At 66.2% G+C, this 25,657-nt stretch carries 21 protein-coding genes and 1 pseudogene; 16 read left to right on the forward strand and 6 right to left on the reverse strand.

Going from position 1 to position 25,657, the window contains the following annotated elements:
- The first annotated feature begins 408 nt into the window (after positions 1–408).
- From G6N27_RS01720 to G6N27_RS01745, 6 genes are all read left to right on the forward strand, one after another.
- Positions 409–942, forward strand: coding sequence for a helix-turn-helix domain-containing protein (locus G6N27_RS01720; protein ID WP_163774739.1), 534 nt, complete (start codon positions 409–411; stop codon positions 940–942).
- Positions 943–1,045: 103 nt separating this feature from the next.
- Complete coding sequence (gene ruvC / locus G6N27_RS01725) at positions 1,046–1,600, forward strand: crossover junction endodeoxyribonuclease RuvC (protein ID WP_163774741.1); 555 nt, start codon at positions 1,046–1,048, stop codon at positions 1,598–1,600.
- Positions 1,597–2,190, forward strand: a complete 594-nt coding sequence (gene ruvA, locus G6N27_RS01730) for a Holliday junction branch migration protein RuvA (protein ID WP_163774743.1) — start codon at positions 1,597–1,599, stop codon at positions 2,188–2,190. Before ruvC ends, ruvA begins: the two co-directional genes overlap by 4 nt.
- 52 nt (positions 2,191–2,242) lie before the next feature.
- Positions 2,243–3,298 carry a Holliday junction branch migration DNA helicase RuvB gene (gene ruvB / locus G6N27_RS01735; RefSeq protein WP_163774745.1) on the forward strand — a complete coding sequence of 352 codons (1,056 nt, stop codon included), beginning with the start codon at positions 2,243–2,245 and terminating at the stop codon, positions 3,296–3,298.
- 30 nt (positions 3,299–3,328) lie between these two features.
- On the forward strand, positions 3,329–3,718 hold the full coding sequence (locus G6N27_RS01740; RefSeq protein ID WP_163774747.1) for a DUF1304 domain-containing protein: 390 nt from the start codon (positions 3,329–3,331) through the stop codon (positions 3,716–3,718).
- Between the two features lie 244 nt (positions 3,719–3,962).
- Complete coding sequence (locus tag G6N27_RS01745; RefSeq protein WP_163774749.1) at positions 3,963–4,592, forward strand: hypothetical protein; 630 nt, start codon at positions 3,963–3,965, stop codon at positions 4,590–4,592.
- A 65-nt stretch (positions 4,593–4,657) separates the two neighbouring features.
- On the opposite strand, the gene car is transcribed toward G6N27_RS01745, so the two are convergent.
- Positions 4,658–8,167: a carboxylic acid reductase gene (gene car, locus G6N27_RS01750; protein ID WP_163774751.1), complete on the reverse strand. Its 3,510-nt coding sequence runs from the start codon at positions 8,165–8,167 to the stop codon at positions 4,658–4,660.
- A gap of 295 nt (positions 8,168–8,462) precedes the next feature.
- Here car and G6N27_RS01755 point away from each other — a divergent pair, with 295 nt between their 5' ends.
- Positions 8,463–8,960, forward strand: coding sequence for a hypothetical protein (locus tag G6N27_RS01755; protein ID WP_163774753.1), 498 nt, complete (start codon positions 8,463–8,465; stop codon positions 8,958–8,960).
- Positions 8,961–8,963: 3 nt separating this feature from the next.
- On the opposite strand, the gene gabT is transcribed toward G6N27_RS01755, so the two are convergent.
- Both gabT and G6N27_RS01765 read right to left on the reverse strand, forming a co-directional pair.
- Positions 8,964–10,304 carry a 4-aminobutyrate--2-oxoglutarate transaminase gene (gabT, locus tag G6N27_RS01760; RefSeq protein ID WP_163774756.1) on the reverse strand — a complete coding sequence of 447 codons (1,341 nt, stop codon included), beginning with the start codon at positions 10,302–10,304 and terminating at the stop codon, positions 8,964–8,966.
- Positions 10,305–10,721: 417 nt separating this feature from the next.
- On the reverse strand, positions 10,722–11,393 hold the full coding sequence (locus tag G6N27_RS01765) for a nitroreductase family protein (protein ID WP_163774759.1): 672 nt from the start codon (positions 11,391–11,393) through the stop codon (positions 10,722–10,724).
- Positions 11,394–11,440: 47 nt separating this feature from the next.
- Between G6N27_RS01765 and yajC the strand changes: the two genes are divergently transcribed.
- From yajC to G6N27_RS01800, 7 genes are all read left to right on the forward strand, one after another.
- Entirely contained in the window at positions 11,441–11,770 is a 330-nt protein-coding gene (gene yajC / locus G6N27_RS01770) for a preprotein translocase subunit YajC (protein WP_163774761.1), read from the forward strand.
- 93 nt (positions 11,771–11,863) lie between these two features.
- Positions 11,864–13,678: a protein translocase subunit SecD gene (gene secD / locus G6N27_RS01775; protein WP_163774763.1), complete on the forward strand. Its 1,815-nt coding sequence runs from the start codon at positions 11,864–11,866 to the stop codon at positions 13,676–13,678.
- Between the two features lie 5 nt (positions 13,679–13,683).
- Positions 13,684–14,979: a protein translocase subunit SecF gene (gene secF, locus G6N27_RS01780; RefSeq protein WP_163774766.1), complete on the forward strand. Its 1,296-nt coding sequence runs from the start codon at positions 13,684–13,686 to the stop codon at positions 14,977–14,979.
- A gap of 4 nt (positions 14,980–14,983) precedes the next feature.
- Complete coding sequence (locus tag G6N27_RS01785) at positions 14,984–16,645, forward strand: ABC transporter substrate-binding protein (protein WP_163774769.1); 1,662 nt, start codon at positions 14,984–14,986, stop codon at positions 16,643–16,645.
- Positions 16,627–17,175 (forward strand): adenine phosphoribosyltransferase, encoded by a 549-nt coding sequence (locus G6N27_RS01790; protein ID WP_163774771.1) that lies wholly within the window; start codon positions 16,627–16,629, stop codon positions 17,173–17,175. The genes G6N27_RS01785 and G6N27_RS01790 overlap by 19 nt, the downstream gene beginning before the upstream one ends.
- Before the next feature lie 47 nt (positions 17,176–17,222).
- Positions 17,223–19,583, forward strand: coding sequence for a RelA/SpoT family protein (locus G6N27_RS01795; RefSeq protein ID WP_163774773.1), 2,361 nt, complete (start codon positions 17,223–17,225; stop codon positions 19,581–19,583).
- Between the two features lie 20 nt (positions 19,584–19,603).
- Positions 19,604–20,581, forward strand: a complete 978-nt coding sequence (locus G6N27_RS01800; RefSeq protein ID WP_163781189.1) for an NAD-dependent epimerase/dehydratase family protein — start codon at positions 19,604–19,606, stop codon at positions 20,579–20,581.
- Here the strand turns inward: G6N27_RS01800 and G6N27_RS01805 are convergent.
- A pseudogene (locus G6N27_RS01805) lies at positions 20,564–21,328 on the reverse strand (peptidylprolyl isomerase); the annotation flags it as partial. The gene G6N27_RS01800 and the pseudogene G6N27_RS01805 overlap by 18 nt on opposite strands.
- 29 nt (positions 21,329–21,357) lie before the next feature.
- Positions 21,358–22,233 (reverse strand): peptidylprolyl isomerase, encoded by an 876-nt coding sequence (locus G6N27_RS01810; RefSeq protein ID WP_163774777.1) that lies wholly within the window; start codon positions 22,231–22,233, stop codon positions 21,358–21,360.
- A gap of 113 nt (positions 22,234–22,346) precedes the next feature.
- On the opposite strand from G6N27_RS01810, the gene G6N27_RS01815 reads away from it, so the two are divergent.
- Both G6N27_RS01815 and hisS read left to right on the forward strand, forming a co-directional pair.
- Positions 22,347–23,009, forward strand: a complete 663-nt coding sequence (locus tag G6N27_RS01815) for an MBL fold metallo-hydrolase (protein ID WP_163774779.1) — start codon at positions 22,347–22,349, stop codon at positions 23,007–23,009.
- Positions 23,006–24,268: a histidine--tRNA ligase gene (hisS, locus tag G6N27_RS01820; protein ID WP_163774781.1), complete on the forward strand. Its 1,263-nt coding sequence runs from the start codon at positions 23,006–23,008 to the stop codon at positions 24,266–24,268. Before G6N27_RS01815 ends, hisS begins: the two co-directional genes overlap by 4 nt.
- A gap of 92 nt (positions 24,269–24,360) precedes the next feature.
- On the opposite strand, the gene G6N27_RS01825 is transcribed toward hisS, so the two are convergent.
- A complete protein-coding gene (locus G6N27_RS01825) occupies positions 24,361–25,608 on the reverse strand; it encodes an acyl-CoA dehydrogenase family protein (protein WP_163774783.1) in 1,248 nt (415 codons plus the stop codon).
- Between the last annotated feature and the right edge of the window lie 49 nt (positions 25,609–25,657).

Raw genomic sequence — 25,657 nt, forward strand, 5'->3', positions numbered from 1 at the left:
GGGTCTAAAGTCCCGTGTCTATTGGCGTTGGTCCTTGGCACCCTCCGACGGCTACCGAGCGCATTAAACATGGTCTGGAACTGCGGATATAGCGAGGCTGCTGACCGGTCGCCACATCACCCGACGTAATTGCTAAGCCAAACTAAAGGTCAATGAATTGATTAGCAATGTAAATAATTGCCACTCGGGTGGCCTGTCCGGGCTCAACCTGGCGATCACCCGAACATCGAGGTACGAGCTAACTTAAACGTTCAGAAGATTAAGCACTCATCTGTCGGCTTCATGTGGTTAATATGGCGGAGACTCCATGCTCTATATGACACATCCTATTAATATCGGACACCTTGTGTCATACGATCTTGAAGGGTTCAACGGGATGGCGAGACCTCTCAAAGCTGAGAAGACCCGATGACGGGGCTGCTGCGTGCCGTCCGCAGGGAGCGCGGCCTCACACTGGCGATCCTCGCCGAGCGGACCGGACTGACGAAGAGCTACCTTTCGAAAATTGAGCGCCAACAGAGCACACCGTCGATCGCGGTGGCACTCAAGGTTGCCCGTGCCCTCGATGTCGACGTCGCGCAATTGTTCTGCGACAAATCGGCAGAGTTGACGATCGAGGTCGATCGCGCCGACGACCGCAGCCGGGATGCCGGTCACTACCAACTACTGGCTCCCAATATGCTCGGAAAAGCTATGTCGCCGTTCATCGTTCGGCCGTTCCAGGGTGAAGACGATCACTTTCCGGCCCACCCGGGTCAGGAATTCCTGTTCGTGCATGCGGGAACAGTTGAGCTTCAGTACGGCGAGAACATCGTCACTCTCGCCGCCGGCGACAGCGCCTACTTTGACGCGTCGGTCAACCATGACCTCCGGGCGGTAGGCAAATCGCGCGCCCAGGTTGTCGTCGTCGCGTACAACGAGCCGAGAGACGATCGCGGCTGAGTCTCCCGCGCAGTGCGTCGACTTCACCGCGTGTCGTATCTGATCCGGTCAACGACCCCCGCTACGCTATCGAACAACCGTTCGGTAAAAGTAGGAGGCGCGCGTGCGGGTGATGGGCGTCGATCCGGGTTTGACGCGATGTGGGCTGTCGGTCGTGGAGAACGGGTTGGGCCGGCAGGTCATCGCCGTGGACGTCGACGTCGTCCGGACCCCGGCCGATGATCCGCTGCACCGCCGCTTGCTGGCGATCAGCGACACCGTCGAGCACTGGATGGACACTCATCTGCCGGACGTCATCGCGATCGAGCGGGTGTTCGCCAACCAGAACGCGAACACCGCGATGGGGACCGCGCAGGCCGGCGGTGTGATCGCGCTCGCGGCCGCCAAACGCGACATCGACGTGCATTTCCACACCCCCAGCGAGGTCAAGGCCGCGGTGACGGGCAACGGGCGTGCCGATAAAGCCCAGGTCACCACGATGGTCACCAGAATCCTTGGGCTGCAAGCCAAACCGACGCCCGCCGACGCCGCGGATGCATTGGCGCTGGCAATCTGCCACTGCTGGCGTGCGCCGATGATCGCGCGGATGGCCGAAGCCGAGGCCAAGGTCGCCGCGCAACGGATGAAATTCGCCGCAAAAGTGAAGGCGGCCAGATGATCTCGTCAGTTCGCGGTGAGGTCCTCGACATCGCGCTCGACCACGTCGTCATCGAGGCCTCGGGCGTCGGCTACAAGCTGATGGCCACCCCGTCCACGCTGGCGACGCTTCGCCGCGGTAACGAAGCGCGCCTGATCACAGCGATGATCGTGCGCGAAGACTCGATGACGCTCTACGGCTTTCCCGACGGTGACGCCCGCGATCTGTTCATGACGTTGCTGGGCGTGTCAGGTGTCGGACCGAAGATCGCGCTGGCCACTTTGGCGGTCTATGACGCCACGGCCTTGCGGCAAGCGCTCGCGGACGGCGACGTGAACGCACTCACCCGGGTGCCGGGCATCGGCAAGCGCAGCGCCGAGCGGCTGGTGCTGGAATTGCGCGACAAGATCGGCCCGGTAGGAACGGGCGGGGCGGCTCCGTCGTTGAACGGCCACAGCGTTCGCGGTCCCGTGGTGGAAGCCCTTGTGGGACTTGGCTTTGCGGCCAAACAGGCCGAAGAGGCCACCGATAAGGTACTGGCGGCCGACGCCCACGCCACCACATCGACGGCGCTGCGGTCCGCACTGTCATTGCTGGGGAAGACGAAGTGAGTCACGCCGACGACGATGATTCCGGCGTAGCCGGGATTGAGGAGTGGCGCCAATGAGTCACGACGACGACGAACTTGAAGACCGAGAGGTCTCGGCGGCGCTGACGGTCGGTGAAGGTGATGTCGACGCGAGTTTGCGGCCGCGTTCGTTGCGGGAGTTCATCGGCCAGCCGCGGGTGCGCGAACAGCTGCAGCTTGTTCTCGAAGGCGCCAAGAACCGTGGCGGCACACCGGATCACATCCTGCTGTCCGGTCCGCCCGGGCTGGGCAAGACGTCGCTGGCGATGATCATCGCCGCCGAGCTGGGAACATCGCTCCGAGTGACGTCCGGTCCGGCGTTGGAACGCGCCGGCGACCTGGCCGCGATGCTGTCCAACCTCGTCGACCACGATGTGTTGTTCATCGACGAGATTCATCGGATCGCCCGGCCCGCCGAGGAGATGCTGTATCTGGCGATGGAGGACTTCCGGGTGGACGTCGTCGTCGGCAAAGGCCCTGGGGCAACGTCGATTCCGCTCGACGTAGCTCCTTTCACGTTGGTCGGTGCGACCACTCGGTCCGGGGCTCTGACCGGACCGCTGCGCGACCGCTTCGGGTTCACTGCGCACATGGATTTCTACGAGCCCGCCGAACTGGAGCGGGTGCTGGGCCGGTCGGCGGGCATTTTGGGCATCGAGCTCGGCGCGGAGGCCGGCGCGGAGATCGCTCGCCGCTCGCGGGGCACGCCGCGGATCGCCAACCGGCTGTTGCGACGGGTTCGTGACTTCGCCGAGGTCCGCGCCGACGGCGTGATCACCCGCGACGTCGCCAAGTCCGCTCTGGAGGTCTACGACGTCGACGAGCTCGGTCTCGACCGGCTGGACCGGGCGGTGCTGACGGCGCTGACCCGCAGCTTCGGCGGCGGTCCGGTGGGGGTGTCGACGCTTGCGGTCGCAGTCGGCGAAGAGGCCACCACCGTGGAGGAGGTGTGCGAGCCTTTCCTGGTGCGCGCCGGGATGATCGCGCGCACGCCGCGCGGCCGGGTGGCCACCCCGCAGGCGTGGATGCATCTGGGAATGACGCCGCCCCCGCGGGCCAGCGGGTTAGGGCAGCCGGGACTGTTCGAATAGCGGTTCGCCGCCATCGGGAAAGGAGCCGCAATGATCGCCGCCGCATTGGTGTTCGCCGGTCTGGCCGGTTTGCTGCACGTCTACATCTTCACCATGGAGTCGCTGACCTGGACCAGCAAGCGCACTCGCGCCGCATTCGGCACGACGCCGGAGGAGGCCGAAACCACCAAGCTGCTGGCCTTCAACCAGGGCTTCTACAACCTCTTCCTGGCGATCGTCACCGGCGTTGGGATCGGCGCCTGCGAACTGGGGCATCACGGTGTCGGTGCAGCGCTTATTTTCGCCGGCGTCGGGTCCATGCTCGCGGCCGCAGTTGTGTTGCTGGCGTCGGCCCCGGACAAGGCCCGCGCCGCGCTGACGCAGGGCACATTTCCGGCGATCGCCGTCGTGCTCTTGGTGATCGGTCTCTCCTCCCACTGAACCTGATAATTCCCGGCTGTTGCTGCGGGGGACAGGTCTCGGTATCGGTCGCGGAACAGCCGACGCCTAGCACAGTGAACATGGTTGCTGATCGGCGCTCGAGCGGTCCAGCACCCAGGTAAGTCTCAACATCGCGGGCTACAGTCGCTCGGCGTTGACGGGTACCCGAGTTACTTGGCCAGCGCGTACGAGTACTCAGCATGCGCTCGCCACCCAGGTCTTCACTGTGTGAGGAGAACTCGTAATGAATGACTCGCGGTCAGGTTTCGGCACCCTGCACATGCCGCGCAGCCGTGGCGCGGTAAGCGGTTTGCTGTTGATCATTCTCGGCATATGGGGGGCTGTCGTCCCGTTCGTCGGGCCTTTCTTCCACTTCGCGTACACGCCCGGAGGCGTGTGGGTGTGGAGCACGGCACGTGCGTGGCTGGAAGTGTTCCCCGGCGCGATCACCGCGGTGGGAGGCTTCCTTCTGCTGGTGTCGGGAAACCGCGCCATTGCGATGTTCGGTGGCTGGCTGGCGGTGATCAGCGGCGCGTGGTTCGTCGTCGGCCGCACGCTGGCATCGACGCTGCGGCTCGGCGACATCGGTCACCCGATCGGTGCGACGGACGCCAAGCGCGCGGCGATCGAGATCGCGTCCTTCTCCGGGCTCGGTGCGCTGATCGTCTTTCTCGCGGGAGCGGTGCTGGCCCGGGTCTCGGCCCGAATGGTTCGCGACCTGGAATTCGCTCCCGATGCCGAGCCGTTGCCCGGCGCCGATACGTATGACGCCTTCAGGGAAAACGCGGCCACCACGGTGCTCGCCCCGTCGGCGCGGAGCAAGCACCGGCACGAGAACAAGGGCAGCCTGTTCCGTCGGGCGCCCAGCCACTGACTTTCGGCCCCGACACACTGAGGCCCACCGCCGCCGGACAGCCGACGATCGGCCTCAGTTTCGTGTCAGAGCAGTCCGAGCAAGTGCAGATCGGTGATGTACTTGACGATCATCGGCTGCGAGACATGCGGAATGTCTTTGTCCGGACCGATTTTCGCATCTTGCACCGCGGCGCGGAACCGATCGGTAGGTGCCATCGACCCGTTGATCGGAGCCTGCGGCCGCTGGTAGTTGTGCAGCAGCGGCAACAGCGAGTACTGCCGCTGGCGTTCGGGCAGGCCCCGCAGCGTCGTCTCGAATCGCTGCAGCCAGGCGGCGTAGTCGCCGACCCGCTGGATCGAATACCCGGCGTCGATCAGCCAGTCGACGTACTCGTCGAGGCCGATGCCGTCGTCGTAGGGGTTCATCACGTGGTAGGTCTGGAACCCGGCCGCCTCATCGGCCACCGTTGGGCCCAAGGTCGAGACCGCCTCGGCGATGAATTCGACGGGAAGCCCGTCGTAGTGGGCGCGTTGCCGGTTGCCGTCCGCGTCGAGTTCGTAGAACGACCCGGGTGCGACGCCGGTGGCGACCAGGCTGAGCATCATCCGGGTGAACATGTCCGGCAGGTTGAGCTGGCCCGCGTACGTGGTGTCGGCCAGGATCATGTCGCAGCGGAACACCGCGACCGGCAGGCCACACAGGTCGTGCGCTTCGCGCAACAACACCTCGCCGGCCCACTTGCTGTTGCCGTATCCGTTGGCGTACCCGTCGTTGATCTTGCGGGTGGCGCTGATCTGCCGGATGTCGGCGTCCTCGATGAAGGCGCCGGGCTGGATCTGGTCACCCACACCAATCGTCGACACGTAGGTGTACGCCTTCAGCTTGCTGGTCAACGCGATCCGCAGCAGCTCCGCGGTGCCCACCGCGTTGGGGCCGAACAACTCGCTGTACGGCAGCACGTGGTTGACCAGGGCTGCCGGGTCGACGATCAGGTCGACGGTGTCGGCCAGCCGCTGCCAGGTCGTGGCGTCCAGGCCGAGGTTGGCCTCGCCCTTGTCACCGGCGATGACCTCCAAGTGGTCGGCGGCCAGCGCCCGGTAGTGCTCCAGCAGCTTCGGGTCGCCGCTGTCGAACGTGCTGTCCAACCGGGCGCGCGCTTCTCCGTCAGTCTTGGCCCTTACCAGCGCGATCACCTTGCCGTCGACCAGGTCCATCCGCTCCAGCCAGTCCAGCGCCAGGTAGCGGCCTAGAAAACCAGTGGATCCGGTCAATAGCACGGTGCGCACCTCGGTGGCGGGCCCGGGCAGCTCGGGGGCGGCGGCCAGGGTTGCCGCGTCGATGAACTTGTCCAGCGTCAGGTCACTGGCGTGCACCTCGACCGCGCCGCGCCCGTGCACCGAGGCGAAGCTCGGCCGCTTGCTGCCCTGGCGCTCGCCCTCGATGTAGTCGGCGATGGCCTGCAGGTCGTTGGCGGGGCTGACGATCACGCCGACCGGCACATCGACGTCGAAGATCTCGTGCAGGAGATTGCCGAATGTCAACGCGGACAACGAATCTCCGCCAAGATCGGTGAAGTGCGCGTCGGGCGTCAGATCGGACTTCGCTGCGCCGAGCATCGCCGCCGCGGCGCGGCTGACGGTCTGTAGCACCGGCGCACCGGCGCCGCTGCGCCGCAACTCGGACAGTTCATTCGCCTGGCCTTCGGCCAAGTCGGCGTACAGCTGTTCGAGGCGCTCGCCGTAGTGCTGCTTGAGCTTCGGCCACGCCAGCTTGCGGATACCGGTCAGCAGACCGTTTTCCAGGCTGAAAGGCGTTGTCTCGACGATGAAGTCGCGCGGCACCTCATAGGACTGCAGATTCGCTTGTCGTGCAACGGTCTGCAGCGACTCGGCGATCGCCGACTTCGACGCGTTCGCATCGCTCGGCACGACGACCGCCAAAAGATAAGGCTGAGAGCTGTTTCCGTAGACGTAGATCTGGCGGACCAGCGGGCTGTTGCCGAACTCCGCTTCCAGCTTGGCCAGCGTGACGAATTCGCCCTGCGCCAGCTTCAGCACGTTGTTGCGCCGGTCGACGTACTTCAACGTGTCGCGTGCAACCTCGGCGAACACGTCGCCGGTGCGGTAGTAGCCGTCATCGTCGAAGACGTTGGCAGTCGTCTCGGCTCGCTTGTAGTAGCCGGGGAACATGTTGCCGGTCTTGAGCACAAGCTCGCCGCGCGGATACGGCCGGTCGGTGTTGAAGTAGCCCAGATCCGGGACGTCGACCAGCTTGTAGTCGAGCACTGGCGGACGCTGGATGACGCCGTCGAACAGGACCATGCCGGCCTCGGTGGAGCCATAGCCGTCGAGCAGGTGCATGTCGAGCAGCGACTCGACCCAGGCGCGCAGTTCGGGAGAGATCGGGGCCGATCCGGTCATTGCGAAGATGAAGCGCCCACCCAGCTGCTCATTGCGCAACTCGGTCAGCACCTGCGACTCGGCGGTCTGACGGTCCACACCTTCGGCGGTCCGACGACCGACCTCATTGTGGAACTCGCTGTAGAGCATCTCCCAGATGCGCGGCACGAAGTTCAGCTCGGTGGGCCGGACCAGACGCAGGTCTTCCAGCAGCGTCGACAGGTCGCTCCTGGCGGCGAAGTAGGCGGTGCCGCCGTTGCCGAGCGTCCCGTAAAGGGTGCCGCGACCCATCACGTGGCTCATCGGCATGAAGTTCAGGCTGATCGACGCGGCGCTGGGACCGAACCAGTTTTTGGTCGAGCGGTTCCACATCTTCGCGACGTTGCTCTGCGGGTACATGGCGCCCTTGGGTGCTCCGGTGCTGCCAGAGGTGTAGATCAGCAGCGCCAGCGGGTCATTGTCGGCTTGGCCAGCTTGGACGGCTTGTGCCGCAGGCAGTTTGGCGCCGCGCTCGCGAACCTCGTCGAGGGTTTCGACGGTCAGCGAAAGGCCGGCCAGGCGTTCGCGAGCGGCCTGCAGCGCCTCGCGGTTGTCGTCGACTTCGTCGCGGTAGTCGAAGACCACCAGCCGTCCGGGCGTGTGGCCTGCCTCGGCGGCCGCGACGATTACGTCCACGCCGTCGGACAAGTAGTCGACACTGGCGGCGAAGACGGCGGGTTCGGTCTCGAGGACGATGGGCTGCAGCTGGGTGATCGCCGCGCTGGTCTGCAGCGGCACGGAGATGGCGCCTGCCAGACCCAGTGCGATGTCGATCGTGGTGTAGTCGACGCTGGTGAAGCCGAGCACGCAGACCCGGTCGCCGGCTTCGATCAGCCCGTCGGTCAGCGCGCGGGACAACTCATCGACACGCTCGGCAAGCTCGCCGTAGGTGACGTGAGAGAACCAGGGCAGCAGCTTGGCGGTTGTGCGCCCGGTTTGCGGATCTTCGACGAGTTCGTAGGCGCGTTGAGCCAATGCGGGCCGTTCGGCGTAACCCTCCAGAACGGCCTTGACCACCTGGGGGAGGTGCGGCGCGGCCGCTTCGATGGCGTCGCTGACGGCCTGGTCGGGCCCGGCGGCGGCGAACTCCGGGTCGTTGGCGGCCAACTCCGCGGTGCGTTGTTCCTGACGTTCTTCTTGGGTGTCTGTCGACATAACCGAACCTCACAACTTGCGAATTTGGGGAAATTTGGGGGGTGCGACGCTGCACTCACAGGTACTACGTTAGCAAAGGTAACGATATTCCCCTAAGCGCGGGAAGGTGGCATTGATTACACGAAATTTGGGCGCCTCGTGGTCTTGGACCGTGAAAGACCGGGTACCCGTTTTTGATGCGGGGTTCACCTGGACCACATCTGAGCCGCACAGAGTCGATTCATGACGACTCGAGCGGTAAAACAGCTCCTCACCGGCCGGTCGTCGGCATGAAATTGAAACGCGGTTGTCCGTCATGACCCGGACGGACCGGCGTGGCAGGCCCCTCAAAGCGTTTCTGCAAGCCGAGATCGCCCGGGGGGACGTGACCGTCGAAGAGATGCGCAAAGCCTGCGGGCTGACGCGAGCCAGTTACTACGGCGAGCCGAGCGGCACCGGCCGCGGCTTCGACGACACCTTCCCGAATTCCGAAGAACTGCGGCAGGTCGCCGAATACTACGGGTTGGGCGACAACGGTTGGGTGAGTCTGCTCGTCGAATTCGGCTGGCTGGAGTCAAGGCCCGGCACACTTCGTATCCCGTTCACCGCCGGCACGACCGACCGGCAGCTCTCCATGCCGATTAACTTGGTCCCACTTCGAGAGGCGTTGTCGCGCTACGAGAATGCCTCCGTACTGCTGGTTTCGCCCAATCGCGACGAAGTCAACCTCGTGCCGCTTCGCAGGGCCATCGAGGAGCAACTGGACGGGTCGTTGGTCGTGTTCAACGCCGATCCGCCCGCCGACGAGGAGTAACCGTCAGAGGTCGGCCAGCAGACCGGCAAGCACGTCGAGGCCTTCGGTCAGCAGTTCGTCGCTGATCGTCAACGGCGGCAGGAAGCGCACCACGTTGCCGAAGGTGCCGGCCGTCAGCACGATGACGCCCGCCGCGTGGGCGGCGGTGGCCAGCGCGCTGGTCAATCCCGCGTCGGGCTCGGCGGTGTCGGGTTTGACGAATTCGACGGCGATCATCGCACCGCGGCCTCGCACGTCACCGATGCGCTCGTCAGCAGCCTGCAACGCCAGCAGCCGGTCCTTCATCAGACGTTCTATCTGACCGGCCCGCTCGATGAGCCCGTCGGCTTCGATGGTGTCGATGGTGGCCAGCGCGGCCGCGCAGGCGACCGGATTGCCACCGAACGTGCCGCCGATCCCGCTGGGGTGCGGCGCGTCCATGATCTCGGCGCGACCGGTGACCGCGGCCAGCGGCAGCCCGTCGGCGATGCCCTTCGCGATGCAGATGAGGTCGGGTTCGATGCCCTCGTGTTCGCAGGCGAACATCGCGCCGGTTCGGGCGAATCCGGTCTGCACCTCGTCGGCGACGAAGACCACGTCGTTCCGCCGACACCAGTCCAGCAGTGCGGGCAAAAACCCCTCGGCCGGGACGATGAAGCCGCCTTCACCCTGGATGGGCTCGATGATGACGGCGGCCAGGTTTTCCGCGCCGACCTGCTTGGCGATCACGTCGATCGCGCGGCGGGCAGCGAGCTCGCCGTCGGTGGCCATCTCCTTGTCGATCAGGCCGTCCCGGTAGGGATAGGACAGCGGCGCCCGGTAGATCTCCGGTGCGAACGGCCCGAATCCGCTTTTGTAGGGTATGGATTTCGCGGTCAGCGCCATGGTCATGTTGGTGCGACCGTGATAGGCGTGGTCGAAAGCCACCACTGCCTGCTTGCGGGTATACGACCGCGCGATCTTGACCGCGTTCTCGACGGCTTCGGCGCCAGAGTTGAACAAGACCGAGCGTTTCTCGCCCGAGCCCGGGGTCAGCCGGTTGAGCTGTTCGGCGACAGCGACGTACTGCTCATACGGCGTCACCATGAAGCAGGTGTGGGTGAACTCCGCGACCTGGGCACGAACCGCGTCGACGACCCGGGGCGCGGAGCTGCCGATAGTGGTGACGGCGATGCCCGAACCCAGGTCGATCAGCCGGTTGCCGTCGACGTCCTCGACGATGCCGCCGGCCGCGCGGGCCGCGAAGATCGGCATGGTCTTACCTACGCCGGCAGACACCGCCGCAGCACGGCGCTTGGTCAGCTCCAGTGATGCGGGACCGGGGATTTCGGTGAGAAGGTGGCGGCTTTGCTCCACAGCGGACACATGAAGCAGCCTAGCCCGGCGACGATGCGAGCCGCGAGGCTCGCTGAGGAGTCGGGCCAATCAGACCCAGCTGTGTCTGACCCCGGCTACGACCCCGAAATCAGCCCGCTGCGGTGTGGCCCAAGTCGCGGCAGACATTTCCGTTCGGGTCCCACCACTGGCCGGCGGGACAGTTAAGTGGCTGCGGACCCTGACCCAATGGCCGGCACACATTGCTCGTGGGGTCCCACCACTGGCCGGGGTCGCAGTTGGCTGGGTCGGCCCAACTTGCGGACGGCGTCGCGAACGCTAGGGCCCCGGCCGCGAGCAGCGAGGCACCTGCCAATCGCCCGATAAGGTTTCTCATGCTGACCTCCTCGATAGCCAATGTGAATTCGCTGAAGAGCAATTATTCACCTTGCCACGTTCCGGCCTTGTCTAAACGCCGAAGACCGGGCCGTCGAGCGAATCGACCGTAGCAAAGGAGCTGACCGGTTGGCGGCGGAGTCTGCGCGGCTGTCGGACCGGATAGCCCAGGGCGATCACCGCAGCCAGGGCAAGCGGGTCGGGCGCTCCGAGGATGACTTTCACCTCGTGTTCCTCTCGGATGGCGATCGTCGTGATGACGCCGCCCAGGCCCTCGTCGCGTGCCGCCAACAGGATGTTCCACGCGAACGGATAGAGCGACGCGCCGCCGGCGAACGTGTACCGATCTGCGTCGCGATCCACCGCCGCGAGCATCGACAGGTCGGCGAACACCGCGAGCAATGCCGGCACTTCGTCGAACTTGTCCGCGAAATCACCCACGGCGGAGGACTTTCCGTCGGCCAATGCGCGCGCCTCGGCTTGGCGGTCGCTGGTCGGCGACCACGGCCGCAAACCGGCGGCGGTCAGGCTCAGGTATTCCTGTGAGCCTTTGACGTAGCAATCCCGCAGCCGCTGACGCTTCACGAAGTCTTTGACGACAACCACCCGCCAGGCTTGAGCGTTGGCGCCGCTGGGCGCGAAACGGGCGGTGTCGAGCACCCGGGCCAGCACGGCGTCATCGACGGCCCGGTCGGTGAAGTCGCGGACCGCCCCCGTGGTGCGCAGCGCTTCGATGAGTTCCATCGGTCAATGATTCAGCACTGCGACGGCGTGATGGCACACTGGCCGTCATGAATCAAACGGTCGTCTTCTTGCCGCTGCTGGTCGTCATGGGGGCGTTCATGTATTTCGCCTCCCGGCGCCAGAAGCGCGCGATGCAAGCCACCATCGATCTGCACGAGTCGCTGCGGGTCGGCGATCGGGTGCACACCACCTCCGGCTTACATGGCACCATCACGCGCATCACCGACGACGACGTGGACCTCGAGATCGCGCCGGGTGTGGTCACAACCTGGATGAAGCTGGCGATACGGGACCGCGTCGAGCCGGAGATCCTGGACAGTGGTGCCGACGAGGCCGACGATCTCGCCGATGACCCGGAGCGCCTGCCCAGAGACTGAGGACGACGACCTGGCACGTACCCTTTGCGGGTGCAGGCGAACTGATCGGCGCCGCACACAGCGGATCGCGCATGAGCATAGGAGATTCATCACGTGGCATCGCCTTCGGCGCCGGAGCACCCCTCCCGCTATCTGGCGGTATTCCTGACTCTGCTGATCGGGGTCTACCTGCTCGTCTTCCTCACCGGCAACAAGCACGCTGACCCGAAGCTCGGCATCGACCTGCAGGGTGGCACCCGCGTGACATTGACCGCGCGGACTCCCGATGGTTCTAAGCCCTCGCGCGAGGCCCTCTCGCAGGCGCAGCAGATCATCAACGCCAGGGTCAACGGTCTGGGCGTCTCGGGTTCTGAGGTCATCGTCGACGGCGACAATCTGGTCATCACGGTCCCCGGCACCGACGGCAGCGAGGCGCGCAACCTGGGGCAGACCGCCCGGCTGTACATCCGCCCGGTGATCAACGCGCTGCCCGCCGACAACAGCGGTATGCCGAATGCTCCGCGACTGCCCGCGCCGCCGCAAGGGCGGCCGAAGCTGCCGCAGGGTGGCCAGCCCGGGCAACCCGCGCCCGGCGGGGCTCCCGGTGCACCCGCTGCGCCCGGTGGTCAGCCGGGCCAGGTTCCGTCCGCTCCACAGCCCGGAGCCGGGGGAGCGCCCGCGTTCCCCGCATACCCCGACCAGCCGCCGCCGCAGCCCCGGCCCTACCCGCAGGACCCGCCGCCGCCACCCGCGCCTCCTGCTCCCGCTCCGGTCCAGCCGGGTCCGCCCGATCCGCGCAAGGACCTCGCCGAGCGCATTTACAAGGAACGCGAATGGCGGCAGAGCACCAACAAGGGTGTGCAGTTCCTTGCGCTGCAGTACGAGGCAACCCGCTGCTTGCAGGAAGACATCCTGGCCGGCAACGACGATCCGAACCTTCCGCTGGTGACCTGCGACACGCAGCACAAGCAGGCATACCTGCTGGCGCCGTCGATCATCAGCGGTGACCAGATTTCCAACGCCTCGTCGAGCATGGATCCGCACGGCATCGGTTACACCGTCGATCTGCAGTTCAAGAGTGGGGCAGCGAACACCTGGGCGGACTTCACCGCCGCGCACATCGGTACGCAGACCGCGTTCACACTGGACTCGCAGGTGGTCAGCGCGCCGCAGATCCGCGAGGCCATTCCCGGTGGCCGCACCCAGATCACCGGTGGTGACCCGCCGTTCACCGCGAGTTCGGCTAAGGCACTCGCCAACGTCCTTAAATACGGCTCGCTGCCGTTGTCGTTCGAGTCATCAGAAGCCCAAACTGTTTCTGCGACACTGGGTTTGACGTCGCTGAGAGCGGGTTTAATGGCCGGTGCCATCGGGCTGGCGTTGGTGCTGGTGTACTCGTTGCTCTACTACCGGGTGCTGGGATTGCTGACGGCACTGTCGTTGGTGGCTTCTGGCGCAATGGTTTTCGCCATTCTGGTGTTGCTTGGCCGCTATATCAACTACACGCTGGACCTGGCCGGCATCGCCGGTTTGATCATCGGTATCGGCACCACCGCCGACTCGTTCGTGGTGTTCTTCGAACGCATCAAGGACGAGATCCGCGAGGGTAAGACGTTCCGCTCGGCGGTTCCGCGTGGTTGGGGACGGGCCCGCAAGACGATCGTGTCCGGTAACGCGGTGACGTTCCTGGCCGCCGCCGTGCTGTACTTCCTGGCGATCGGCCAGGTGAAGGGCTTCGCATTCACGCTGGGCCTCACCACAATCCTCGACATCGTCGTGGTGTTCCTGGTGACCTGGCCGCTGGTGTATCTGGCATCGCGATCGTCGAGGATGGCCAAGCCGGCCCTCAACGGCTTGGGTGCGGTCCAGCAGGTTGCCCGCGAACGGGCGGCATTGAAGCCCAAGGCCTATTCGACGGGACGGGGGTAGCGAAAATGGCGTCCAAGGCGAACACGACCGGAACCGACGACACGACTGCCGTCGAAATCGGCACGGGCACAGACAAAGTCGTTCGCGCGACCGGCTCCGTTCAACCGCATCACAGTTTCCTGTCCCGCCTCTACACCGGCACCGGGGCTTTCGAAGTCATTGGCCGGCGCAAGTTGTGGTACGGGATCAGCGGGGTGATCGTCGCGATCGCGATCATCAGCATCCTGGTGCGCGGCTTCACATTCGGCATCGACTTCAAGGGCGGCACCACGGTGTCGATGCCTCGTGGAGACGCCACCGTCAGCCAGGTCGAGGAAGCTTTTAGCCAGGCGCTGGGCCATGGCCCGGAGACGGTCGTGATCGTCGGCAGCGGCTCGGCGGCGACCGTGCAGATCCGTTCCGAGGCGTTGTCCAACGACAAGACCGAGAAGCTGCGCAACGTACTCTTCGACAAATTCCAACCCAAGGGTCCCGACGGTCAGGCCAGCAAGAAGGCCATATCCGATTCCGCGGTGTCCTCGACTTGGGGCGGCCAGATCACCAAGAAAGCGGTGATCGCCCTGGTGGTGTTCTTGGTGCTGGTCAGCCTGTACATCACCGTCCGCTATGAGCGCTACATGGCGGTCGCGGCGCTGACGACGATGTGTTTCGACCTGGCCGTCACCGCCGGGGTCTATTCGCTGGTGGGATTCGAAGTCACCCCGGCCACCGTGATCGGTCTGCTGACGATCCTGGGTTTCTCGCTCTACGACACCGTGATCGTCTTCGACAAGGTCGAAGAGAACACCCATGGCTTCCAGCACACCGCCCGGCGGACCTTCGCCGAGGAGGCCAACCTCGCGATCAACCAGACCTTCATGCGCTCGATCAACACCAGCCTGATCTCGGTGCTGCCGGTGCTGGCACTGATGGTGGTGGCCGTCTGGCTACTCGGCGTGGGCACGCTCAAAGACCTGGCGCTGGTACAGCTGGTCGGCATCATCGTCGGCACCTATTCGTCGATCTTCTTCGCCACGCCGCTGCTGGTCACCCTGCGCGAACGAACCGAGTTGGTGCGGACGCACAACCATCGGGTGGCCCGACGCCGCGGCCCGGACCCGGACAAGGGTCAGGCTCGCGGCGATTCGGCCGCCGAGGAGTCCGTCGAGGGCTCCGATGACTCCGAGCCGCCGGCGAAGACCCGGGCGTCGTTCGCGGCCGCGGGTGACCCCCCGCCGAGCAAGCCGGCGCCGGGCGCGCGGCCGGTGCGGCAATCCGCCGGTCGTCACGCGCGCCCGAGCGGCAAGCGGGACAAACGCTAGCCCCATGGTTGCCTGGCGTCGGCGTGCTACCGCCAGCTGGCTGGTGGCCACGCTTGCGATAGTCGTGGGCTCTTTGTCGGCGTGCTCCGGCAGCGCTGCAGGGCAGGTCGACTACGTTGTCGACGGCTCGCTGGACACCTACAACGGCAACACTGTCAGCGGAGCGGCCTCGGCCGGGGCGCAGGCCTTCGCCCGCACCCTGACCGGCTTCGGCTACCACGGCCCTGACGGTCAGGTCGTCGCCGACCACGACTTCGGCAGCCTGTCGATCGTCGGCGGATCACCGTTGGTGCTCGACTACCAGATCGCCGACAACGCGGTCTATTCCGACGGCAAACCAGTGACCTGCGACGACCTGGTCCTGGCGTGGGCGGCCCAGTCCGGCCGGTATCCGGGCTTCAACGCCGCCAGCCAGGCCGGCTACGTCGACGTCACCTCCATCGACTGCCAACCGGGCCAGAAGAAAGCAAGGGTGTCGTTCGTCCCGGACCGCAACATCGTCGACTACAACCAGCTGTTCACCGCCACCACGGTGATGCCGTCGCACGTCATCGCCGAAGAACTCGGCGTCGACACCACCGGCGCGCTGCTGCGCAACGACACCGCGGTGATCGGGCGCATCGCGCAAACGTGGAACACCACCTGGGACCTCAAGCCCGGCATCGACTCAGCCACCGTCGCCAAGCACTTCCCGTCGTCGGGGCCGTACAAGATCGAATCGGTGCTGGACGGCGGCGGAGTGGTGCTCGTCGCGAACGACCGCTGGTGGGGCGCCAAGCCGATGACCAGACGAGTCACCGTGTGGCCGCAGAAAGCCGACATCCAGGACCGGGTGAACGACAAGAGCGCCGACGTCGTCGACGTCGCCGCCGGCTCCTCAGGTGCATTGGCCACACCCGACAACTACCGCCGTACCGATGCGCCGTCGGATGGCATCGAGCAGCTGATCTTCGCCCCGCACGGGCCGCTCGCTGACGTCGCGGCCCGCCGAGCGGTTGCGGCGTGCACGCCGCGTGACGTCATCGCGCGCGACGCCATGGCGCCGATCGCCAACGCGCGACTGCATACGACGACCGACGACGCGATCGGGCAAGCCGAAAACGTCCCGGCCGCAGGCCAATACGTCAAGGCGAACCCCGAGGCCGCGCGCGCGGCGCTGGTCGGAAAGCCGCTGGCGGTACGAATCGGCTACCGCGGGCCCAACGCCCGGTTGGCCGCCATCGTCGGCGCGATCGCCAAGGCCTGTGGTCCGGCCGGTATCTCGGTGTCCGATGTCACCTCCGATTCAATTGGGCCGCAAACCCTGAAGGACGGCAAGATCGACGTGCTGCTGGCCAGCACCGGCGGCGCCGCCGGCAGTGGTTCGACGGGGTCGTCGGCGATGGACGCCTACGATCTGCACACCGGCAACGGCAACAACCTGTCCGGCTACGGCAACGGCCAAATCGACGGGATCATCGGATCTTTGGCGGTGTCGGCCGATCCGGGAGACCTGGTTCGGCTGCTGGCCGAGAGCGCGCCGGTGCTGTGGGCCGATATGCCGACGCTGCCGCTGTACCGCCAGCAGCGGACCTTGCTGGCGTCGAAGAAGATGTATGCCGTCGGCACCAACCCGAGCCGCTGGGGGGCGGGCTGGAACATGGACCGATGGGTCCTGGTGCGGTGAATGACAGCCCATCGGCCGCCGACCTGATCGCCGCGTTGGCCCGTCAGGTCGCCGACTTCCCTTCGCCGGGAATCCAGTTCAAGGACCTGACCCCGGTATTCGCCGACCCGCGGGGGCTGGCCGCGGTCACCGATGCCATTGCGGAACTCGCCTCTGGTGCCGACTTGATCGCCGGCCTGGATGCGCGTGGCTTTCTCATCGGCGGCGCCGTCGCCGCCCGGCTGAACACCGGCGTGCTGGCGATCCGCAAGGGCGGCAAGCTGCCGCCGCCGGTGCGCACTGAGCACTACCAACTCGAGTACGGCACCGCGAGCCTGGAGTTGCCCGCCGACGGGATCAATGTGGACGGCCGCAACGTTGTCGTCGTGGACGACGTGCTGGCCACCGGCGGGACGCTGGCCGCCGCGCACCGGCTGCTCGAGCACGCCGGTGCGCGGGTGACCGCCGCCGCGGTGGTGATCGAGCTGGCCGGGCTGGGCGGCCGTGACCTGGTCGCGCCGCTGCCGGTGCACAGCATCGTCGTTCTCTAGCGCACGGCCCGGCGGACGATATCCTTGAGGCTCCGGAGGTGAGATGAGTGGCGGAAGACAAGGGTACGGCGGTTCAACCGCCTACTGAGCCGCTCCAGCTCGCCGACATTTCTCCCTCGTCCGAGCCCGGTATCGGCCTCAAGGCGCCCAGCAGTGCCTCGCGGCGAGTCCGGGCGCGGCTGGCGCGGCGGATGACCGCGCAGCGCAGCACCATCAGCCCGGTGCTCGAGCCGCTGGTGGCGGTGCACCGTGAGATCTACCCCAAGGCCGACCTGGCTTTGCTGCAGCGGGCCTACGAAGTCGCCGAGCGGCGACACGCCACCCAGATGCGGCATTCGGGCGATCCCTACATCACGCACCCACTGGCAGTGGCCAACATCCTCGCCGAGTTGGGCATGGACACCACAACCTTGGTGGCTGCCCTGCTGCACGACACGGTCGAGGACACCGGCTACACGCTGGAGGAGCTGTCGAACGATTTCGGCGACGAAGTCGGCCACCTCGTCGACGGGGTGACCAAGCTGGACCGGGTGGTGCTGGGCAGCGCCGCCGAGGGCGAGACCATCCGCAAGATGATCACCGCGATGGCGCGCGACCCGCGGGTGCTGGTGATCAAGGTGGCCGACCGGCTGCACAACATGCGCACCATGCGCTTCCTGCCGCCGGAGAAGCAGGCCCGCAAGGCCCGTGAGACGCTGGAAGTGATTGCGCCGCTTGCACATCGGCTGGGGATGGCGACCGTCAAGTGGGAGCTGGAGGATCTGTCCTTCGCGATCCTGCACCCCAAGAAATACGAGGAGATCGTGCGGCTCGTCGCCGGCCGGGCGCCGTCGCGCGACACTTACCTGTCCAAGGTCCGCGCCGAGATCATCGCCACGCTCAACGCGTCGAAGATCAACGCGGTGGTCGAGGGACGTCCCAAGCACTACTGGTCGATCTACCAGAAGATGATCGTCAAGGGCCGCGACTTCGACGACATCCACGACCTGGTCGGCGTCCGCATCCTGTGCGACGAGATCCGCGACTGTTATGCCGCTGTGGGCGTGGTGCATTCACTGTGGCAGCCGATGGCCGGCCGGTTCAAGGACTACATCGCGCAGCCGCGCTACAGCGTGTACCAGTCGCTACACACCACGGTCGTCGGCCCGGAAGGCAAACCGCTGGAGATCCAGATCCGCACCCGCGACATGCACCGCACCGCGGAGTACGGCATCGCGGCGCACTGGCGCTACAAAGAAACCAAGGGCCGCAACGGCGTGCCACATTCACACACCTCCGCCGAGATTGATGACATGGCCTGGATGCGCCAACTTCTCGACTGGCAGCGGGAGGCCGCCGACCCCGGTGAATTCCTCGAATCGCTGCGCTATGACCTTGCAGTCCAAGAGATCTTCGTGTTCACCCCGAAGGGCGATGTGATCACACTGCCCGCGGGCTCGACCCCGGTGGACTTCGCCTACGCCGTGCACACCGAGGTCGGCCACCGCTGCATCGGTGCACGAGTCAACGGCCGGCTCGTCGCACTGGAGCGCAAACTGGAAAACGGCGAAGTCGTCGAGGTGTTCACCTCCAAGGCGGCGACCGCCGGCCCGTCGCGGGACTGGCAGCAGTTCGTGGTGTCGCCGCGCGCGAAGGCCAAGATCCGGCAGTGGTTCGCCAAGGAGCGCCGTGAGGAGGCGCTGGAGACCGGCAAGGACGCGATCACCCGCGAAGTTCGCCGTGGCGGACTTCCCTTGCAGCGCTTGGTGAATGGCGGATCGATGGCGGCGGTGGCCAACGAGTTGCACTACACCGACGTGTCGGGGCTCTACACCGCGGTCGGCGAGGGCCACGTCTCGGCCAAGCACGTGGTGCAACGGCTACTGGTCGAACTCGGCGGGATCGACCAGGCCGAAGAGGATCTGGCCGAGCGAGCCACCCCGACGACGATTCCGCGCCGCCCGCGCAGCACCGAGGACGTCGGCGTGGCGGTGCCGGGTGCTCCCGGCGTGCTGACCAAGCTGGCCAAGTGCTGCACGCCGGTGCCCGGCGATCAGATCTTGGGCTTCGTCACCCGCGGCGGGGGAGTCAGCGTGCACCGCACCGACTGCACCAACGCCACGTCGCTGCAACAGCAGGCCGAGCGCATCATCGAGGTGCACTGGGCGCCGTCGCCGTCGTCGGTGTTCCTGGTGGCCATTCAGGTCGAGGCACTGGACAGGCACCGGCTGCTGTCCGACGTCACCCGGGTGCTGGCCGATGAGCGGGTGAACATTCTGTCGGCGTCGGTGACCACCTCGGGTGACCGAGTGGCGGTGAGCCGCTTCACCTTTGAGATGGGCGATCCCAAGCATCTGGGTCACCTGCTTGATGTGGTTCGCAACGTCGAAGGCGTTTTCGATGTGTACCGGGTGACCTCCGCGGCGTGACACCCCAGAAGGCTCTCGTGATGGGCGCCAGCGGCAACGTCGGTGCTTGCGTGACCCGTCACCTGGTCGCCGCCGGCGCCGACGTGCGGGTGCTGCTGCGAAAGTCCAGTTCCACCAAGGGCATCGACGGCCTGAACGTCGAACGGCACTACGGCGACATCTTCGACACCGCCGAGGTGGCCGCCGCGATGGCCGACCGCGACGTCGTCTACTACTGCGTCGTCGACACCCGGGCCGAGCTGCGAGATCCCGCACCGCTGTTCAAGACCAACGTTGAGGGACTTCGCAATGTCCTTGACGTGGCGGTGCAGGCGAATCTGCGGCGGTTCGTCTTCCTCAGCACGATCGGGACGGTCGCCGTCGGCCGGAACGGTGAAACCGTCGACGAGGACACCCCGTTCAACTGGGCTGAGGAGGCCGGCGGCTACATCGCGTCGCGGCGTGCGGCCGAGGATGTGGTGCTGTCCTACGTGTCCGCGCACGGGCTGCCCGCGGTGGTGTGCAACGTGTCGAATCCGTACGGCCCGCCCGATTGGCAACCGCGGCAGGGGATGTTGGTCAAGTTCGCTGCGCAGGGAAAGCTACCGTTCTATGTCCGCGGCGTCGGTGCCGAAGTAGTCGGCATCGACGATGTCGCCGACGCGATGCTGTTGGCCGCCGAACGCGGGCGAATCGGGCAGCGCTACATCATTTCTGAGCGCTACATGAGCCAGCGCGAACTGGTCACCACCGCCGCGCAGGCCGTCGGCGCACGACCGCCCCGGGTGGGCATCCCGATGGCGGTGATGTACGGAATCGGTTGGGTCAACGACGCGATGGGGGCGCTGTTGCGGCGAGACTTCCCGATGAGCAGGCAGAGTGCCAAGCTCGTCGAACTGACCTCGCCGGCCAGCCACGACAAGGCCACCCGTGAACTCGGTTGGCACCCAACGCCGACCGAAGAATTCATCCGGCGGGCGGCCCGCAGCTACGTCGAGCGCTCAATCCCGGCGCGCTGAGGTGATCGTCACCTCGGTAGCGGGCTGACCGTCGTCCTTGCCCCCGGCGACGCCTGCCGCCGCGATCTTGTCGATCACGGCCAGGCCCGCGTCGTTGATCGTGCCGAAGATGGTGTAATTCGGCGGCAGCAGCGAATCGCGGTACACCATGAAGAACTGGCTGCCGTTGGTGCCCGGTCCGGCGTTGGCCATCGCCAGCGTTCCCCGCGGATAGACGACGGGTACCTGCAGCGCAGGTTCACCAGGCGGGTACTGGTCGGTCGGGAACTCGTTGACGAACTGATAGCCCGGTCCTCCGGTGCCGTCACCCTTGGGGTCGCCGCACTGCAACACCGATAAGGCGCGTGCCGTGGTTAGCCGGTGGCATTCGGTGTTGTCGAAGAAGGACTTCTGCGCCAGGGTGACGAAACTGTTTACGGTGCACGGTGATTCGTTGTTAGCGAGCTGTAGACCGATCCTGCCCTGGTTGGTGACGATGGTCAGGCCGACCATGGCAGGCTCGGTCGCGATCTTGCCGTTCTGCGGTTTGGCCGCCGATTTACTGGCGGCATCGGCGGATGGCGGGTACTGGCAGTTGGCGCCCACCGCGGCCGACGGAATGAACGGTGGCAGTTTCGGGCCCGTCACCGGCGCGACCGGAGGACGGGTGGAGGTTGCCGACGCCGGGGCGCTGCTCGTCGTGGTCGAGGCCGATGGTCCCGTCGAGTGGTGGCTGCAGGACATCACGGTGATCGCCAGCACGAGCAGGCCGAGCAGTCGGATTCGTGTCATCGTCATCAGTCCAGCATCACGGACTTGATGGTGACTTCGGTGGCGGGTGGCCCGTCCGCGCCGCCGCCGGCGACGCCGCCCTTCGCGATCTTGTCCAGAGTCGCCAGCCCGTCCTGCTGAATCTTGCCGAAAATGGTGTATTGAGGCGGCAATTGGGTGTCCTTGTAGACCAGGAAGAACTGGCTGCCGTTGGTGTTCGGCCCGCTGTTGGCCATCGCCAGGGTTCCCCGCGGATACGTCACCGGGTCGTGGATGGCGGGGTCGCCCGGCTTGTACTGGTCCGTCGGGTACTCGTTGGCGAACTGGTAGCCCGGCCCGCCAGTGCCGTCGCCGCCGGGGTCGCCGCATTGCAGAACCGCGGATGTCGGGGCGGCCGTCAGCCGGTGGCATTTGGTGTCATCGAAGAACTTCTGCTGTGCCAGACTCGCGAAACTGTTGACCGTGCAGGGGGATTCGTTGTTTGCGAGCAACAGGCCGATGTGGCCCTGGTTGGTCACCATGCTGACGCTGACCTGTGCGGGGTCGGTGGGCACTTTGCCGGTCCGGGGCGGCTTGACCTGCTTGCTGGCGGGCTCCGGCGCGGGCGGGTACTGGCAGTTGGCGCCCAGGTCGGCCGCCGGCTTGAAGGGCGGCAGCGCCCCGGCTTCGGGGGTCGAACCGTTGCTCGCCGAGGAGCTGCCGCTCGACGACGCCTGCTTGTCGCTGTGGTTCTGATTGCTCGCGATGATGCTGTACGCCGCGATCGCGACGACGGCGACGGCCGCCACCGAGCCTCCGATGATGGTCAGCAGCCGGCGACGCTTGGCCTGCTGGGCGCGGCGTTCCAGCTGCCGCTCCAGTTTGCGCTTGGCTGACGCTCGTCGCTGTTCGTTGGTCGGCACCGCCGCTATTCCTCCATGTTCGCGGGCTGGGTCTCGGGGAAGAGTGTGCCAGCCCACGCTGGATAAGGGTGGCGCGACCCGTCCACGATTGTTCAGATGGGAAACTGGAGGACGTGTTCATCACCGGATTCCCCGCCGGATTGCTGCAGTGCAACTGCTACGTGTTGGCGCCGCACCCCGGAGCCGACGCCGTCATCGTCGATCCCGGCCAACGCGCGATGGGTCAACTGCGGCGCATCCTGGACGAGAATCGGTTGACACCTGCGGCGGTGCTGCTCACGCACGGCCACATCGATCACATCTGGTCAGCGCAGAAGGTGTCCGATACCTTCGGCTGCCCGACCTATATCCACCCCGAGGACCGGTTCATGCTGACCGATCCGATCAAGGACTTCGGGCCCAAGATCGGTCAGCTGCTGCTGGCGGCGATCTTTCGCGAACCCAAGCAGGTGGTGGAACTCGACCGGGACGGCGACAAGATCGACCTGGGCGGGATCAGCGTCACCGTCGACCACACACCGGGCCACACCCGGGGCTCGGTGGTGTTCCGGGTGTCAGGCGACAAAGACCTGGCCTTCACCGGCGACACGCTGTTCGAGCGCTCGATCGGCCGCACCGACCTGTTCGGCGGCAGCGGGCGTGACCTGCTGCGCTCGATCGTCGACAAGCTGCTGGTCCTCGACGACAAGACGGTGGTCCTGCCCGGGCACGGCAACTCCACCACCATCGGCGACGAGCGCCGGTCCAACCCGTTCCTCGAAGGGCTGAGCCGGTGAGCCCCTTCGCCGCGCCGAAAGGCGTGCCGGACTACTACCCGCCGGATTCGGCAGGCTTCGTCGCGGTGCGGTCGGGTCTGCTGGACGCCGCCCGCCGCGCCGGATACGGCGACATCGAGTTGCCGATCTTCGAGGACACTGCGCTGTTCGCCCGCGGGGTGGGCGAGTCCACCGATGTGGTGTCCAAGGAGATGTACACCTTCAACGACCGCGGCGACCGTTCGGTGACGCTGCGGCCCGAGGGCACCGCCGGAGTGGTGCGCGCGGTGATCGAGCACGGTCTGGACCGCGGCGCGCTGCCGGTCAAGCTGTGTTACGCGGGCCCGTTCTTCCGCTACGAACGCCCGCAGGCCGGCCGCTATCGCCAACTGCAGCAGGTCGGGGTCGAAGCGATCGGCGTCGACGATCCGGCACTGGATGCCGAGGTGATCGCGGTTGCCGACGCCGGCTTCCGCTCGCTGGGGTTGGACGATTTCCGGCTGGAGATCACCTCGCTGGGCGATGACAGCTGTCGTCCGCAGTATCGGGAACTGTTGCAGGACTACCTGTTACAGCTCGATCTCGATGCGGAGACCCGCAAGCGTGCCGAGATCAACCCGCTACGGGTGCTCGACGACAAGCGCCCGGACGTCAAGGCGATGACGGCTGAGGCGCCGGTGATGCTCGACCACCTCTCCGATGTCGCCAAGCAGCACTTCGAGACCGTGCTCGCGCACCTCGACGGTCTGAGTGTGCCGTATGTGATCAACCCGCGGATGGTGCGCGGGTTGGACTACTACACCAAGACCACGTTCGAATTCGTGCACGACGGGTTGGGCGCGCAATCGGGCATCGGCGGCGGTGGGCGATACGACGGGCTGATGCATCAGCTCGGCGGCCAGGATCTGTCGGGCATTGGGTTCGGGCTCGGGGTGGACCGCACGCTGCTGGCGTTGCAGGCCGAGGGTAAGGACGCCGGACCGGCCGCGCGCTGCGACGTGTTCGGGGTTCCGCTGGGCGGGCAGGCCAAACTGCGCCTGGCGGTGCTGGCCGGCCAGCTGCGCGCGGGCGGCGTGCGGGTGGACTTGGCTTACGGCGATCGCGGGCTGAAGGGCGCGATGCGGGCCGCCGACCGCTCAGGAGCGCGGGTGGCGCTGGTGGCCGGCGACCGGGATATCGACGCCGGCACCATCGGGGTGAAAGACCTGACGACGGGGGAGCAGGTCAACGTCGCGACGGATTCCGTTGTCGCCGAGGTGCTTTCGCGGCTCAACTTTTAGCTGCACCGAGATCGACGCGAGCGCGACAAATCGCGAGAGGGCCCCACGCTGCCGTCGATCTGGGTGCTACCCGCGACGGCTTCCCTGGCAAGTCAGCTGCGGCCGTGCTTGACCTGGTTGAACGGCACGCCCCGGTCGGCGGCGAACTCGCGCGGGAAGCCGAGTATCCGTTCGCCGATGACATTGCGGGCCATCTCGGTCGTGCCGCCGCCGAGTGCCGCGGTCTGGCGCGACAGGTAGCGCTCGCCGATCGCGAGCAGACTGGCCGGCCCGTCGACGACTCCGGCGTCACCGGCGATCGCCAGCGCGGTGTCGATCTCGAGCGCCACCTCCTCAGCCTGGAAGAGCCGAATCAGCGTGCCGCCGGTCGGGGGCAGTGATCCGTCCAGTACACCCCGATAGACGTGGTCGATCAACTGCTCCCACACCGCGCGATGCGTCAGCGCCCGGCCGGCGGCCTCGAGTGCCCGCTCGTTGTCGCTGAGTCCGGCGGCGCGAAGGATCGCGACATAGTCCGGCGGCTGTTCCTGGTTGTTCTCTGCGCCGCTGCCACTGGCGAACTCCGAGCCGCCGCCCACCGCGCGTCGCTCGTGGTGCAGTTGGCGCGTCGCCACATCCCAACCCTTGTCGACTTCGCCGACCACGTCGTCGTCGCTGAGTTCCAGGTCGTCGAAGAACTCTTCACAGAACTCCGTCGAGCCGTTGACCTGTTTGATGCGGCGCAGCGTGATGCCGGGGCTGTCCAGGCGGACCAGGAACAGGGTCAGCCCTTCGTGCTTCGGCACATCCCAGTTGGTTCTGGCCAGCAGCAGGCCGTAGTCGGCGGCGAAGGCGCCGGTGCTCCACGTCTTGGCGCCGTTGACGATCCACTTGTCGCCGCGCCGCTCGGCGCGGGTGATCACGCCGGCCAGGTCGGAGCCGCCGCTCGGCTCGGAGAGCAGCTGGACGAGCACCTCGTCGCCGCGCAGCGCCGCCGAAATGTGTTGCCGCTTCTGCTCTTCGCTACCGGTGTCGAGGATCGTCGCGCAGCAGATGGTGAAGGTCGGGACGTTCAGGATCAGCGGCAACTCATAGCCGATGCTCTCGAGGTCGAACGCCTTCTGGTAGGCGATGTCGAGCCCGAGGCCGCCGTACTCGGTGGGAAAGCAGATGCCGGCGAAGCCGCCGTCGTACAGCTTCCGCTGGAGTTGACGGACGTGCTGCCAGGAGTCCTCTTCACCCCGGTCGGCGTAGGGCGGATTGTCTGGATCCGCGATGCGCGGCATGTTGTCGGCGAGCCACTTGCGGGCCCGCTCGGCGAATTCAGTGACCGATTCCGCGGTGCGCGTAGAAGCCGTCATGCCGCCTTCCGAGAGGATCATTGACCAAAAGTGGTAATGACATTACCAG

This window comes from Mycobacterium cookii, assembly GCF_010727945.1.
Taxonomy (GTDB): Bacteria; Actinomycetota; Actinomycetes; order Mycobacteriales; family Mycobacteriaceae; genus Mycobacterium; species Mycobacterium cookii.